We start from the raw sequence: 13,123 nt of genomic DNA on the forward strand, positions 1-13,123 counted from the left end.
GCTCGCATCAGGGCTACTTGCGCTTCTTGAGCTGCTTCACCGCCTTGGTGACGAGCTTGGTGGCCGACTTCACGTCGGCCGCGGTCGCCCGCGACCCGGCGACGACGACCTCGCCGACGGCGACGGCGTCGTCGAGCTGCGCGAGCGACGCATCCGACCACTTCGCACGGTCGACGGCGGATGCCTCGGCGAGTGCCGCGGCCAGCGCGGACTTGTCGACCGTGGTCCCGCCGCCCACGGCGGCGGCGTCGACGAGGCGCACCTCGTCGAGCACGCCCCAGGCGCCGCCCGAGAGGGCGAACGCTGCACGGAGGTCGACCACGCCGTCGGCGCCGACGACGATGCCGGGCACGGTGGCGGTGTGGAACTCGTTCCACGCGGTGAACGTCAGCGGGGCGCTCCAGGTGCCGGCCGAGGTCGTGGCCGAGAGGGTGCGCGTGTCGGTCGCCGGGCTGTTCGTGCCCTGCGTCGTCGCCTGCAGCACGTAGGTGCCCGCCGGCACGCCGGTGATCCGCTGCGAGGCCGAGGCCGTGTACGGCGTGCCCTCCCAGAACGTCACCGCGGAGTCGCCCGCGAACGCGTCGGCCGACTCCTGGCGGGCGGCCGGGCCGGTGAGCGTCCATGCGGAGAGGTCGGCGCTCTCGAAGCCCGGGTTCACGACCCGGTTCGGGGCGACGACGTCGACGTGCGCGGTGACCTCGAGGCCGGTCGTCGTCTCGCCCGGGATCTCGTACGAGCCGGGCCCCCGGATCCAGTCGACGGCGCTCGACCAGCGCACCGCTGGGTGCTCGGTCGTGCCGTCGTTGAACGAGACGGCGATCGTCGCGGGCAGGGCGACGGGCGAGCCATCCGTCACCTCGAGGTCGACCTGCTCGACCGACGTGACCTCGCGCGGGGCGACCGCACCCGTGCGCACGTACTGGAAGGTGCGGAGCGACTCGAGCGGCGTGCCGTCCCAGGCGAAGAGCGCCTGGTTGTCCCACGCCGATCCGCCGTAGTAGGCGCCGACGTGCACCGGGTCGTAGTCGCTCGCCGCGCTCGACGCCCAACCCGAGCCGTAGGCCTCCCAGAGCAGCCGGTTCGCCTCGACGTCGGCGGCCGGGCCGACCGGCAGCCAGGCCGGCTCCCAGTAGTAGACGCCGATGCCGGCGTCGCCGACGGCCGCGACCGCCGCGATCACGTCGCGGAGCTCCCACGCCTGGCCCTGCACGCTCGCCGGGTACTGCGACGTGATGCCGCTCGCGCCGATGACGTTCGGGTAGCCGTCGCCGTCCTCCAGGGTCGAGGCCCACGCGGTCTCGGCGACCATGACCTGCTTGCCGTAGGTCGTCGCGATGTCGGTGAGCACGGCGGTGAGGTTCTGCGTCGTGCCGTGCCAGTAGGGGTAGTAGGAGCTGGCGAACACGTCGTAGTCGACGCCGAACTGCGCGAGGCCCGCGGCGTAGGTCGCGTAGCGGCCGGCGGTCTCGGGGTTCGTGAAGTGCACGGCGACGAGCGCGTCGGGCAGCACCTCGCGCACCGCCGACGAACCCGCCTGCACGAGCGCCGCGAACTGCGCGTCGATCTCGCGACCGGGGCGTGTGTGCCCGGCGATGCCGTTGTTCGTCTCGTTGCCGACCTGTACCATCGCGACGTCGACGCCGGCGTCCTCGAAGCGCTGGAGGGCGTCGACCGTGAAGTCGTGCAGCGCCGTCGCCGTGTCGGCGTCGGAGAGCCCGGCCCACGCCTTCGGCGCGAGCTGGCGTGCGGGGTCGGCCCAGAAGTCGGAGTAGTGGAAGTCGACGAGCACGTCGAGCCCGGCGGCGGTCGCGCGCTCGCCTATCTCGACCGCGCGGTCAACGTCGACGGTGCCGCCGCCGTAGCCGTCGCCGGCGGCGTCGTAGGGATCGTTCCAGACGCGCACGCGCACGCTGGTAACCCCGTGGTCGGCGAGCACGTCGAACAGGTCGGCGGGCCGCCCCTGGTCGTCGCGGAACACGACGCCGGATGCCTCGAGCGAGAGCACCGTCGAGACGTCGACGCCGTTCACGAAGTCGGGGGAGAGCCCGTCGACCCGGTCGACGAAGATGCCGGCGTCGACCGGCGCGTCGCCGGCGTCGGCGGCCCACGCCGCCCCGGTGCCCGCGGGCACCGCGACCGCGAGCGCCGCCGCCAGTGCGACCGCGCCCGTGCGCGCGCTGATGCGTGTGTTGCGAATCCGCACGATCCGCTTCCCTTCGGTTCGGCAGCGCTGCGGGCCGCCGCCCGGAGGGTGGGGGAGCCGCGTCGCTGCGGTGAGTGATGCTGTGTGCGCTCACAGTTCTACCGGAGTCGAGTGCCTTGCATCCAGAGCACACGTGGAGATTCGATGACGTTCGTGGTGATCACGGGCTGTGATCGCTCACAGTTGTGCGCGACCGCAACCTGCCGCGCGTCGGGTACGGCGGCGAAGCGGGCGGCGGGTGCGGCGCGGTGCGGGGATGCGCGGAGCCCGCCCGTCAGTGCGTGAGTTGGTCGGCGCCCTCGACGGCGGCGTATTCGAGGCCGCCGCCGGGGAGGATCGCGCACCCGTCCGTGCCGCATTGTCAAGGGGGCTTCGCCGGTTCGTACCCGGTGCGATGCTTGCTGCGGGGACCACGGGGGAACCCGAATCGGCCCGGAACCTGGCGCGACACCCCCTCTGAAGCGCCGACGGACTTCCCGAATGTTCCGGGCCGGTTCTCCTCCGGGCCCCCGCCTCGTGTCGGGGCCCGCTCGCTCAGAGGGTCGGTCCGCCTCGATCAGCGGGTTCGGCCCGCGTCAGGAGACGCGCTCCTCCTCGAGTTCCGGCTCGCGCCGGCGCGTGCCCAGCAGCGGGGAGACCACCGCGGCGGCCGCGAGTGCGACGAGCGGGATGATCAGGGCGATGCGCAGGCCGAACTCCTCGCCGGCGAACCCGAGCGCGGGCGGGCCGATGAGGAATGCCGCGTAGCCGATGGTCGCGACGAGCGAGACCCGCGCGGCGGCGTCGGGGCCGGAGTCGCCGGCGGCGGAGATCGCGACCGGGAACCCGAGCGAGGCGCCGAGGCCCCAGAGCACGACGGCGGCGCCGGCGACGACCTGGTTGTCGACGAAGATGACGAGGCTGAGCCCGATGACGCCGAAGACGGCGCTGGCGCACAGCACGGCGGCGCGGCCGAAGCGGTCGATGAACCAGCCGCCGGCGAACCGGCCGACCGTCATCGCGGCGGCGAACACGGCGTAGATCGTCGAGCCGAGCGCCGGGTCGAACCCGTGGCCGTCGACCATCACGAGCGGCAGCCAGTCGTTCGCCGTGCCCTCGGCGAGCGCCATCGCGAGGATGACGACGCCGATGAGGATGAGGCGCGAGTCCTTCCACAGGGCCAGCGTCGAGGTGCGCTCGGTGCGGATGCCGCCGCGGGCGGCGACCCTGCCGGTGCCGGCGGGCAGCTGCGGCACGGCGAGGGCGACCGCGACGGCGGCGGCGATGCCGGCGAGGAGGAGGTGCCAGACCACGGGGAACTCGGCGGCGGTGGCGACGATGCCGATCACGGCGCCGACGACCGTGCCGAGGCTGAACGCGCCGTGCAGGGTCGGCAGGAACGAGCGCCCGGTGACCTGCTCGACGTCGGCGCCCTCGACGTTCATGGCGATCTCGCCGCCGCCCATGCCGGCGCCGAAGAGGAAGAGGCCGATCGCGACGGCGACGCTCGCGCCGGCCCAGGCGCCGAAGCCGATGGCGGGCATGCTCACCACCATCGCGGACGCGCCGACCGCGATGACCGGCCGGGCGCCGAACCGCGCCACGAGCGGGCCCGACGACACGATGCCGAGCATCGAGCCGAGCGAGAGCCCGAACAGCACGAGGCCCATCTCCGCCGTCGAGGCGCCGAGCAGGTCGCGGATGTCGGGCGTGCGCGTCACCCACGAGGCGATGCTGACGCCGGGCGCGAAGAACAGGGCGGCGAGCGCGAGCCGACGCGCGGTGATGGAAGAACTCATGGCATCCTCAGGATCTGTACGATCGTACACAAACGATGGGTACGATTGTACATACCCGATGCGAGGAGAGGATGTCCGTGGCCAGCAAGCGCGGTGCGAACGACCCCGACCGGCGCGACCGGATCATCCGCGCCGCCCTCGAGGTCATCGGCGAGGTCGGCGTCCACGAGACCACCCACCGTCGCATCGCCGCCCGTGCCGAGGTGCCGCTCGGGTCGCTGACGTACTACTTCGACGGGCTCGCCGACATCCTCCAGCAGTCGTTCGCCGCGCTCGCCGCCCGCATGTCGGCGCAGTACCGGGAGGCGCTCGAGTCGGCCACGACGCGGGCCGAGGCATCCGACGCCGTCGTCGACCTCATCTGCGGCGGGTCGTATGCGAGCCCCGGCGACGTGCGCGCCCTGTTCGAGATGTACGCCTACGGCAACTACGACGAGACCGTCCGCGTGCTCTGCCGCGACTGGCTGCTCGTCAGCCGCAGCAGCCTCGGGCTGCACTTCTCCGAGCCCACCGCCCGCGCCCTCGACGCCCTCGTCGAGGGCTGGCCGATGCACCAGGCCTGGGAGCAGGAGCCGCTCGACCGGGCGATCGCGGCGGCGACCGTCGACGCGATCGTGCAGCGGTTCGAGGGGGCGTCGGCCTGACGGCTCGTCAGCCGGCGGGTGCCAGCGGGAACGCCACCCGGACTTCGAGTCCTGCCCCGGGGTCGTTCGCGAGCGAGATGCCGCCGCCCGTGCGCTCCACGATCGCCGCGACGATCGACAAGCCCAGCCCGCCGCCGTCGTAGTGCGTGCCGTCCGCACGGGCGAAGCGATCGAGCGCGCGGTCGACGAAGTCCGGCGGCATGCCGCCGCTGTGGTCGGCCACCAGCAGATCGACCGCCTCGGCGCCCTGCCGGAGCGTGACGTGCACCACCGCGCTCGAACCGTCGGGTGCCGCGAGGACGGCGTTGCTGAGCAGGTTGTCGAGGACGCGCCCGAAGTCCTGCGCATCGACCGCAGCCACCGCCGACGGTTCGGCCACGTCGATCGCGAAGTCGATGTCCGACCCCGGCGCGGCGACCGTCGTGCGGCAGCGGTCGATCGCGTCGGCCGTCTCCGCGGCCAGGCGCTCGAGCGTCGAGGCGCTGCCGTTGCCCGGTGCCTCGGCCCGGGAGAGGTCGAGCAGGGCCTGCGCGATCCGGATCAGGCGGCGCAGGGTGCGCTGCGCCTCGGCGACGTCCGCGCGCACCCGCTCCGGTGGGGCGCCGGGGTCGAGCGCCACCTCGAGGCGGGCGTTGAGGATCGCGAGCGGGGTGCGCAGCTCGTGCGAGGCATCCGACACGACCTGCCGCTCCCGGTCGGCCGACGCGCGGACCCGCAGGATCAGGTCGTTCAGCGTGCGGGCGAGCGCATCGATCTCGTCGTCCGCCGGGCCGGTGGGCAGGAGCCCGGACCGCTCGTCGGCCGCGAGCCGCTCGGCGGACCGCTGCAACCGCGTGACCGGCCGCAACGACGCCGTCGAGATGAACCACGCCGACGCCGCGAAGCCCGCAGCGATGACCGCGAACGACACGATGAGCAGCAGCGCGACGCCGTCGAGGATCTGCTGCGACGTGCCGAAGTCGCGGGCGGTGACGACCTGCCAGACGCCCTCGGCGGTGCCGATCACCGTCGTCCGCACGAGGTAGGCGTCGCCCGCGTACGCGACCTGCGTCACCGATCCCGCCGGCGGCCCGGCCTCGGCGATCGCCTCCGAGAGCCCGGACGGCATGGTGTCGAGCCGGACCGCACCCGACGGGTCGGTGATGAGCACGAGCCGGCCCTCGCCGGGCGGGTCGAGCTCCTCGTCGCCTTCCGTCGTGATCGCCGTCCGGTACGGCGCCTCGATGCCGGCAAGCAGCTCGCCCTCCGCGGTCTGCATGATGCGCTCGACCTGGTGATAGACGATGAGGCCTGCCACCAGGAGCAGCAGGGCGGCGATGAGCGTCGCGCCGACCGTGATCCGGGCGCGGATCGACCACCGCAGGAGGTTCACGGGTCGACCACGAGCTCGAAGCCGACCCCGCGAACGGTGTCGATGTGCACCGTCGCGCCGGCCCGCTGCAGCTTGCGGCGGGTGTAGCTGACGTACTGGTCGACCACGTTCGAGTGGTATCGGTCGGAGCCCCACACGTCCGACAGCAGCTCGTCGCGCGAGACGACCTGGCCGGGCCGGGCCAGCAGGTAGCGGAGCACGTCGAACTCGGTGCGGGTGAATGCGATCTCCTCGCCGCCGACCGTCGCACGGTAGCGGTGCGCGATCAGCACCACGTTCCCTGCCTCGATCCGGATCGAACCGATGTCCACGCGCCGACGGAGGGCCCGCAGGCGCGCGGTGAGCTCCGCGAACGCGAACGGTTTGGTCAGGTAGTCGTCGGCTCCGGCGTCGAGGCCGCGCACCCGGTCGTCGATCGCGTCGCGTGCGGTGAGCAGCAGGATGCCGAGCCCGTCGGACTGGTCGCGGAGCCGCCGGCACAGCTCGAAGCCGCCCATGCCCGGCATCGTCACGTCGACGACCGCGAGGTCGAAATGCTCGTCGGCAGCGAGTGCGAGCGCCTGGATCCCGTCGAACGCGGTGCGCACGTCGTAGCCGTCACTCGCGAGCGAGCGGGAGATGAGCTCCGCCATCTCCGGCTCGTCGTCGACGATGAGCACTCGCACCAGCACGCTCGCCTCCCTGGGGGAGCCTAGGCGGGCTCGGCGAGCTGATCCAAGGGCGAGGTGGCGATGCGCCCCTCCGCCTCGGCACGCTGCCGGCGGATTCGGACGGTCAGGACGCCGACCAGGACCACGATCACCGCGAGGAACACGACGCTCGTGACGGTCGTGCCCAGCCCGATCCCGCCGTGCGAAGCCGGCTGCGAGAGCAGGTCGCCGATCGACGCGCCGAGCGGGCGCGTGAGGACGTAGGCGATCCAGAAGCACGTCACCGAGTTCACGCCGAAGACCCGCCACGCGACGGCGACGGCGGCGATGAGCGCGGAGAACAGGATCGTCGAGACGAGGTACCCGAGGCCGATGGTCTCGGACAGCAGGTCGCCGGCGGCGGTGCCGAGCGCGAACGTGACGAGGATCGCGAGCCAGTAGAAGGCCTCGCGGCGGCGGGTGAACACCGTGTGGATCGACAGGGTGCGCTCCTTCGCGTACCAGATGCCGAACGTCGCCCCGAGCAGGACGAGGAACACCCCCGTGCTCAGCCAGAGGCTCACGCCGAGCTCGTCGGTGAGGATGTCCGTGATCAGCGTGCCGACGATGCTGACCAGCACCACGACCGTCCAGTACGCGATGGGCTGGTACCGCCGCGTACGGAACTGGACGAACAGCGCGATGGTGAGGACGGCCGACATGAGCAGCGCCGTCAGGGTCAGGCCGAGGCCGACCTGGTCGATCAGGTAGTCGGCGGCGGTCTCCCCGGTGGTGGTGGAGAGGACTTTGATCACCCAGAAGACGAGGGTGACTTCGGGGATGCGGTTGAAGAGCACGGTGCGCAGGTGCTCGGTCGATGCAGTGGTCATGCTCGCACCCTCTCGACCGCGGCTGGGCGCCCGCCCGGCCCGAGTGCCCGCTCGGCTGAGGAATCTCACACGAACCGGGCGGCGCCTCCGCCGCACCCGCCGATCGTGAGAGGACTCTCACATCCGGGCGGGGCGATTCCCAGCGCACCGGGGTGCGATCGGCCCACGATCACGGCTATGGCCCTCTCGCAGGCGGTCCGCGTCGGCGACGACCCGTCGTCGGGCTCGACGCGCGGGCGGGAGCGGATGGCGCCGCTGGTGCGACTCCCCTCGCGCCATCCGCTCGCCGCGCGGGCCTGGGTGGTCGGCCTCGCGGCCGTCGTCGTCGGGTACGCCGGAGCCGGCATCCCGTCGTACTGGGGCGACGAGGGCGCGAGCGTGCTCTCGGCCGAGCGGTCCTGGCCGAGCCTGGCGCTCGAACTCGGCCGGATCGACGCCGTGCACGGCCTCTACTACGCGCTGCTGCACCTGTGGATCGCCGCCTTCGGCGCGGGCGAGTGGTCGACGCGCGCGCCCAGCGCGATCGCGGTCGGGTTCCTCGCCGCCGGCACCGTCGTGCTCGGCACCCGATGGTTCGACGCCCGGATCGGGCTCCTCGGCGGCGTCCTCGTCGCCGTCCTGCCGCGGACGACGGCGATGGCGACGGAGGCCAGGTCGTACGCGCTCGGAGCAGCCCTGGCCGTGTGGGCGACCGTCGCGTGCACCGAGCTGATCCGGAGGCGGGTCGCCTCCCGGTGGTGGTGGGCCGCGTACGGCGCGGCGCTCGCGCTCGCCGCGACGCTGTTCGTGTACCTGCTCCTGCTCGTCCCCGTGCACCTGGCGCTGGTCGAGGCCAGTCGACCGGCGCGGGGCATCCGGTGGCGCTGGGCGCTCGCGATCGTCGTCGCCCTCGCCGGCTCGGTGCCGATCCTGGCCGCCGCGGCCGCGCAGCGGCACCAGTTGCACTTCCTCGCCGAACGCGGCTACGCCTCGCCCGACGGGGTGCTCGTGCGGCAGTGGTTCGGGTCGGTGCCGGTCGCGGTGCCGGCGTGGGCGCTGGTCCTCGGCGGGGTGCTCGCGACGCTCGCCTCCGTGCGCCGCGGACGGAGGCTCCCGCAGGGCTTCGTCCCCGCGATCACCTGGGTGGTCGCGCCGACGGCCGCGCTGCTCGCCGTTGACGCGTTCGTGGCGCCCGCCTACAGTCCGCGGTACCTGTCGTTCGCGACACCGGCCGTCGCCCTGCTGGTCGCGGTCGGCGCGGTCGCGTGCGTCGAGGCGGCCGCGGCGGCCCTGCGGGCACGTCGAGCGCGAGGTGCGGCATCCGGGGGCCCGGCCGTCGTCCGCGTCGTCGGCGCGACCGTCGCGCTCGTCGCCGCGGCGACGGTGCTCCCGGTCTACCTGCACCAGCGCACCGAGTGGGCGAAGGACGGCGGCAGCGACCTGCGGGCCGTTGCCGCGTTCGTACAGGCGCACGCGCGCGTCGGCGACGCGGTCGTCTTCGACCGGACGACGAAGCCGTCGCGCCGGCCGCGGCTCGCGATGCACCTCTACCCGCAGGCGTTCGCCGGCCTGGAGGATGTCGCGCTGCGCACGCCGTACGCGACGCGAGCGGGCATCTGGGACCTGACCTGGCCCGTCGCCGACATCGCCCCGACCCTCGACGAGCCGACGGTCTGGGCCCTCGAACTGCCCGGCGCGGCGTCGCAGGCGCCACCCGACGTCGTGGCGCTCGAGGCGAACGGCTACCGGGTCGTCGACCGCCGGACCATCCACCGCACTGTCGTGTACCACCTCGAGAAGGGATGACGATGTCCGAAGCGACGACGTCCGCCGACACCGCCACCCGCGTGGCCACCGAGGCCTCGGTCGCCACCCAGGCCCTGCGCTTTCTGCTGGTCGGCGGGCTCGGGTTCCTCGTCGACGTGGGCCTGTTCAACCTCCTGCGCGCGAATGCGCCGGACGGGGTGCACGGCTGGCCCGTCGCGGCGAAGGCGGTCGCGCTCGTCGCGGCGATCGCGGTGAACTGGTTGGGCAACCGGGCGTGGACGTTCCGCACCCGCGTGCGCCGCGCCGACACCGCGCGCGAGGCGATGGAGTTCTTCATCGCGAGCGTCGCCGGCAGCCTCGTCGCGCTCGCGTGCCTCGCCATCTCGCACTACGGGATGCATCTCACGTCGGCGTTCGCCGACAACCTGTCGGCGAACGTGGTGGGGCTCGTGCTGGGCTCGGCACTGCGGTTCGTCGCGTACCGGCAGTGGGTGTTCCGGCGCTGACGCGAGGATGGACCGCCCCGATCGGGCGGTCCATCCTGCCGGGCGGGCCGGGTCAGTCGTCGGCGGTCTCGCCGTCGCCGTCGCCGGTGTCGACGGCGCCGGCGGTGTCGTCGGCCGTCTCGCCGTCGCCGTCGCCCTGGTCGTCGGCGTGCTCGCCGTCGTGCTCGTCGGCGTTCGACGCGACCTCGAGCACCGTGAAGTGCTCGTCGAGGCGGACGTCGACGGATCCGCCGGCGTCGAGCTGCAGCTCGACCTCGTACGCGGCCTCGTCGCCGCCGGCCTCCGACTCGGTCACGGTGCCGGGCCCGGCCGCGGCGATCGCCGCCGCGGTCGCCTGGTCGAGCGCGCTGCCGGTGATCGGGGTGGACGAGTCCTCCGACCCGGCGCTCGGGGCGGTGGTCGATGCGAACGTCGCGGCTGCCGTGCCGCCCGCGACCAGCAGCGCTCCGGCTGCGGCCGCCGTGATGGCGATGGTGCGTTTCCTCAATGGGTGGGACTCCTATTCCTCGTGGACGGCTCCAGTGTCGGATCCATCCGCTGAAGCGGCCCTGAACCTTCGCTCAGACCTCGCCGGTTGCCGGCAGCGTGATCAGGAGACGTGCCCGCCGAGCTCGGGATCGGCGTCCGCGCTGGCGGTGCCACCGTGCGCGCGGGCGATCTCGGCGACGATCGCGAGCCCCAGCCCGGTCCCGCCGTGGTCGCGGGCACGACCGGGGTCGAGGCGGACGAACCGCTCGAACACCTCGTCGCGCGAGGCGGCCGGGATGCCAGGGCCGTCGTCCGCGACGACGAGGATCGCTGCGCCGCCTTCGCTGCGGAGCCGGAACGCGACCGTCGACGCGGCGGCCCTTGCGGCGTTGTCGACGAGGTTGCGCACCAGTTGCCGGAGCAGGTCGCGGTCGCCCAGCACGCGCACCGCGGTGATCGCGCTCGTGTCGACCGTGATCCGCGCGTCGCCGCGCGGGCGCTGCGCCTCCTCGAGGAGCAGGTCGTCGAGGTCGACGTCCCGCCGGTCGAGCCGCAGCGCGGCCTCGTCGGCGCGGGCGAGGAGCAGCAATCCCCTGCACCAGCGACTCCAGTCGCGACCCCTCGTCGAGCACGGCGGCCGCGAGTTCACCGTCGCCGATGCGCGCCGGGTGGTCGCGCGCGAGTTCCGCGTACTGGCGCAGCACGGCGAGCGGCGACTTCAGCTCGTGCGACGCATCCGAGATGAACCGCCGCTGGGAGGTCTGCGCGAGGTCCAGGCGGTCGAGCATGGCGTTCAGGGTGCGGGCGAGCCGGGCGATCTCGTCGCGCGTCGCGGGCTCGTCGATGCGCCGGCTCAACGTGGTCGACGTCACGTCGTCGACCTGTCGGCGCATCCGCTCGACGGGGGCGAGCGCCCGCCCGACGCCGATCCAGGTCACGACGCCGACGAGGACGGTCAGCAACGGCACGCCGATCGCGAGCACGATCGCGACCAGGGCCGAGGTCTGGTCGGCGTCGTCGGTCGGGCGTCCGGCGATCACCCAGCGGTCCTCGCCGGCCGACTCGACCGCGACGACGTATCGGGTGCCCTCGACGTCGACGACCTCGGTGGGTGACTCGGGCTCCGTCACGGGTGTGTCCGGCGCGCCCTCGCTGCGGGCCACCACCTCGCCGGACGGCGCCACGACCTGGAGGAGTCGGTCGTCGTCGAACTCGTTGCCCGACGGCAGCCCGCCCTCCTCGATCTGGGACGACACGGCCGACGCGTCCTGCTCGGCGCCATCGTGCAGCCCGTCGACGAGCGACCAGCGCAGGGTCGCCCACAGCGCCGCCGCGGCGAGGACGAGTCCGACCGCGACGATCGTGGTCGCCGTCGCGGTGACCCGGACCCGCACGCCGGTCCGGCGGGTCGGCTCACGTCGCGTCATCGGCGAGCCGGTACCCGGCCCCGCGGAGCGTCTCGATGCTCGCGCGGCCGAACGGTCGGTCGATCTTGTTCCGGAGGTGGCGGATGTAGACCTCGACGATGTTCGGATCGCCGTCGAATCCGAAGTCCCAGACGCCGTCGAGGATACGGCGCTTGCCGACGACCTCGCCCGCATGCCGGAAGAGGAACTCCAGCACCGCGAACTCCCGCGCGGTCAGGTCGATCTCGGCGCCGCCGCGCTCGACCCGTCGCGTCGCCGGATCGAGCGAGAGGTCACCGACCCGCAGCACGGGCGGTCGAGGCGTGTCGCCGCGGCGGATCAGGGCGCGGAGCCGCGCCACCAGGATGGCGAACGCGTACGGCTTCGTCAGGTAGTCGTCGGCACCGGTCTCGAGGGCCTCGACCTGGTCGAGTACGCCGTCCTTCGCCGTGACGACGAGCACGGGCGTCCAGACGCCGTCGTCGCGCAGCCGCCGGCAGACGGTGAATCCGCTGAGGCCGGGGAGCATGAGGTCGAGCACGATCGCGGCATAGGGCTGCTGCCCGGCGAGCCACAGCCCGTCGACGCCGTTCGCCGCGAGGTCGACGGCGAAGCCCTCGGCTTCGAGGCCTCGGCGCATGCCCTCGGCCAACCGGGGCTCGTCTTCGACGATGAGCACGCGCACGCGGCCCTCCTCCCGTGCGGCCAAGCGTCCACGCGCTGCCTGAAACCAGGCTGAATCCGCAGCGGATCCGCGCTGGCGTGGGCGTGCCGCAGTTCACTCACCCTGCGGCTTCGGCCTCGCCGGCCTCGGGCCCCACGCGCACGCAGCATCCGCCCGCGAGCGGCTCCAGCCACACGGGCCGGTGGTCGGCGGACGCCTCGCTGAGCGCTCCCGCGAACGCGACGTTGGCCGAGCAGATGAGGTCGGTGTGCCGGCTGGCGAGGCGGTGGAACGGGCAGTTCGCGAGCAGGTAGCCGCCCGCGTCGTCGTCGACCGGGTCGTAGCCGAGGTCGCCGAGGGTGTCGGCCAGCGGGCGGGCCGGGTCACCGGATGCCTCGCCCTGTTCCGCGGCGACCGCGAGGAGGCACTCCCGGACGGGCCGGCCCGACGCGTCGGCGCGCTCGACGGCGGTGGCGAGGAGTTCGGCCGCGAGGTCGTACCGGCGGGGCGGCACCGTGGCGGAGAGCTCGTCCTGTGCGAGGGCGTAGAACTTCGCGGGCCGCCCCGATCCCGGGCCGCGTCGGTCGCCGCGGTGGGCGAACTCGGCGACGAGCACGCCGGCGTCGACGAGCTTCTCGAGGTGGAAGGCGACGGTGGCGCGCGGGAGGCCGGTCGCCTCGGCGAGCTCGTCACGGCCGAGGGGCCGGTCGCCGGCTTCGAGCAGGCGGTAGAGCTCCCGTCGTGCCGGGTCTGCGAGCGCGGCGATGGCGGTGAGCGGGTCGGTGGCCATACCGCATCCTATCTCTAAAAAAGTATT

The 13,123-nt window shown here is 73.3% G+C and carries 12 protein-coding genes and 1 pseudogene; 3 read left to right on the plus strand and 10 right to left on the minus strand.

Translation table 11 applies throughout. The features are described from left to right. Positions 1-13: 13 nt before the first annotated feature. Positions 14-2,203, minus strand: coding sequence for a glycosyl hydrolase 53 family protein (locus tag ACGGZK_RS07680; RefSeq protein ID WP_395245684.1), 2,190 nt, complete (start codon positions 2,201-2,203; stop codon positions 14-16). Between the two features lie 575 nt (positions 2,204-2,778). After that, positions 2,779-3,981: an MFS transporter gene (locus ACGGZK_RS07685; protein ID WP_395245685.1), complete on the minus strand. Its 1,203-nt coding sequence runs from the start codon at positions 3,979-3,981 to the stop codon at positions 2,779-2,781. Between the two features lie 77 nt (positions 3,982-4,058). Here ACGGZK_RS07685 and ACGGZK_RS07690 point away from each other — a divergent pair, with 77 nt between their 5' ends. Further along, positions 4,059-4,625 (plus strand): TetR/AcrR family transcriptional regulator, encoded by a 567-nt coding sequence (locus ACGGZK_RS07690; protein WP_395245686.1) that lies wholly within the window; start codon positions 4,059-4,061, stop codon positions 4,623-4,625. A 7-nt stretch (positions 4,626-4,632) separates the two neighbouring features. Here ACGGZK_RS07690 and ACGGZK_RS07695 read toward each other — a convergent pair whose 3' ends face one another. Genes ACGGZK_RS07695 through ACGGZK_RS07705 form a run of 3 tightly spaced genes read right to left on the minus strand, consistent with a single transcriptional unit; the run spans position 4,633 to position 7,516 of the window. After that, positions 4,633-5,997 carry a sensor histidine kinase gene (locus ACGGZK_RS07695; RefSeq protein ID WP_395245687.1) on the minus strand — a complete coding sequence of 455 codons (1,365 nt, stop codon included), beginning with the start codon at positions 5,995-5,997 and terminating at the stop codon, positions 4,633-4,635. Then, positions 5,994-6,668, minus strand: coding sequence for a response regulator transcription factor (locus tag ACGGZK_RS07700; RefSeq protein WP_395245688.1), 675 nt, complete (start codon positions 6,666-6,668; stop codon positions 5,994-5,996). Before ACGGZK_RS07700 ends, ACGGZK_RS07695 begins: the two co-directional genes overlap by 4 nt. Before the next feature lie 20 nt (positions 6,669-6,688). Further along, the gene (locus ACGGZK_RS07705; RefSeq protein ID WP_395245689.1) at positions 6,689-7,516 is read right to left on the minus strand and encodes a hypothetical protein; all 828 of its coding nucleotides are present in this window, start codon (positions 7,514-7,516) and stop codon (positions 6,689-6,691) included. Positions 7,517-7,693: 177 nt separating this feature from the next. On the opposite strand from ACGGZK_RS07705, the gene ACGGZK_RS07710 reads away from it, so the two are divergent. Together ACGGZK_RS07710 and ACGGZK_RS07715 are read left to right on the plus strand one after the other, a co-directional pair. Next, positions 7,694-9,301 (plus strand): hypothetical protein, encoded by a 1,608-nt coding sequence (locus ACGGZK_RS07710; protein WP_395245690.1) that lies wholly within the window; start codon positions 7,694-7,696, stop codon positions 9,299-9,301. 2 nt (positions 9,302-9,303) lie between these two features. Next, entirely contained in the window at positions 9,304-9,768 is a 465-nt protein-coding gene (locus tag ACGGZK_RS07715; RefSeq protein ID WP_395245691.1) for a GtrA family protein, read from the plus strand. Positions 9,769-9,820: 52 nt separating this feature from the next. Here the strand turns inward: ACGGZK_RS07715 and ACGGZK_RS07720 are convergent, their stop codons facing one another. From ACGGZK_RS07720 to ACGGZK_RS07740, 5 genes and pseudogenes are all read right to left on the minus strand, one after another. Further along, the gene (locus ACGGZK_RS07720; protein ID WP_395245692.1) at positions 9,821-10,255 is read right to left on the minus strand and encodes a hypothetical protein; all 435 of its coding nucleotides are present in this window, start codon (positions 10,253-10,255) and stop codon (positions 9,821-9,823) included. A gap of 102 nt (positions 10,256-10,357) precedes the next feature. Then, the gene (locus ACGGZK_RS07725) at positions 10,358-10,825 is read right to left on the minus strand and encodes a sensor histidine kinase (protein ID WP_395245693.1); all 468 of its coding nucleotides are present in this window, start codon (positions 10,823-10,825) and stop codon (positions 10,358-10,360) included. A gap of 64 nt (positions 10,826-10,889) precedes the next feature. Further along, positions 10,890-11,663: pseudogene (locus ACGGZK_RS07730) on the minus strand (HAMP domain-containing protein); the annotation flags it as partial. Then, positions 11,650-12,327 carry a response regulator transcription factor gene (locus tag ACGGZK_RS07735; protein ID WP_395245694.1) on the minus strand — a complete coding sequence of 226 codons (678 nt, stop codon included), beginning with the start codon at positions 12,325-12,327 and terminating at the stop codon, positions 11,650-11,652. The gene ACGGZK_RS07735 and the pseudogene ACGGZK_RS07730, both read right to left, overlap by 14 nt. 97 nt (positions 12,328-12,424) lie before the next feature. Continuing rightward, a complete protein-coding gene (locus tag ACGGZK_RS07740) occupies positions 12,425-13,096 on the minus strand; it encodes a helix-turn-helix transcriptional regulator (protein ID WP_395245695.1) in 672 nt (223 codons plus the stop codon). Positions 13,097-13,123 lie beyond the last annotated feature (27 nt).

The sequence above is a fragment of the Agromyces sp. MMS24-K17 genome, assembly GCF_043950245.1.
GTDB lineage: Bacteria > Actinomycetota > Actinomycetes > Actinomycetales > Microbacteriaceae > Agromyces.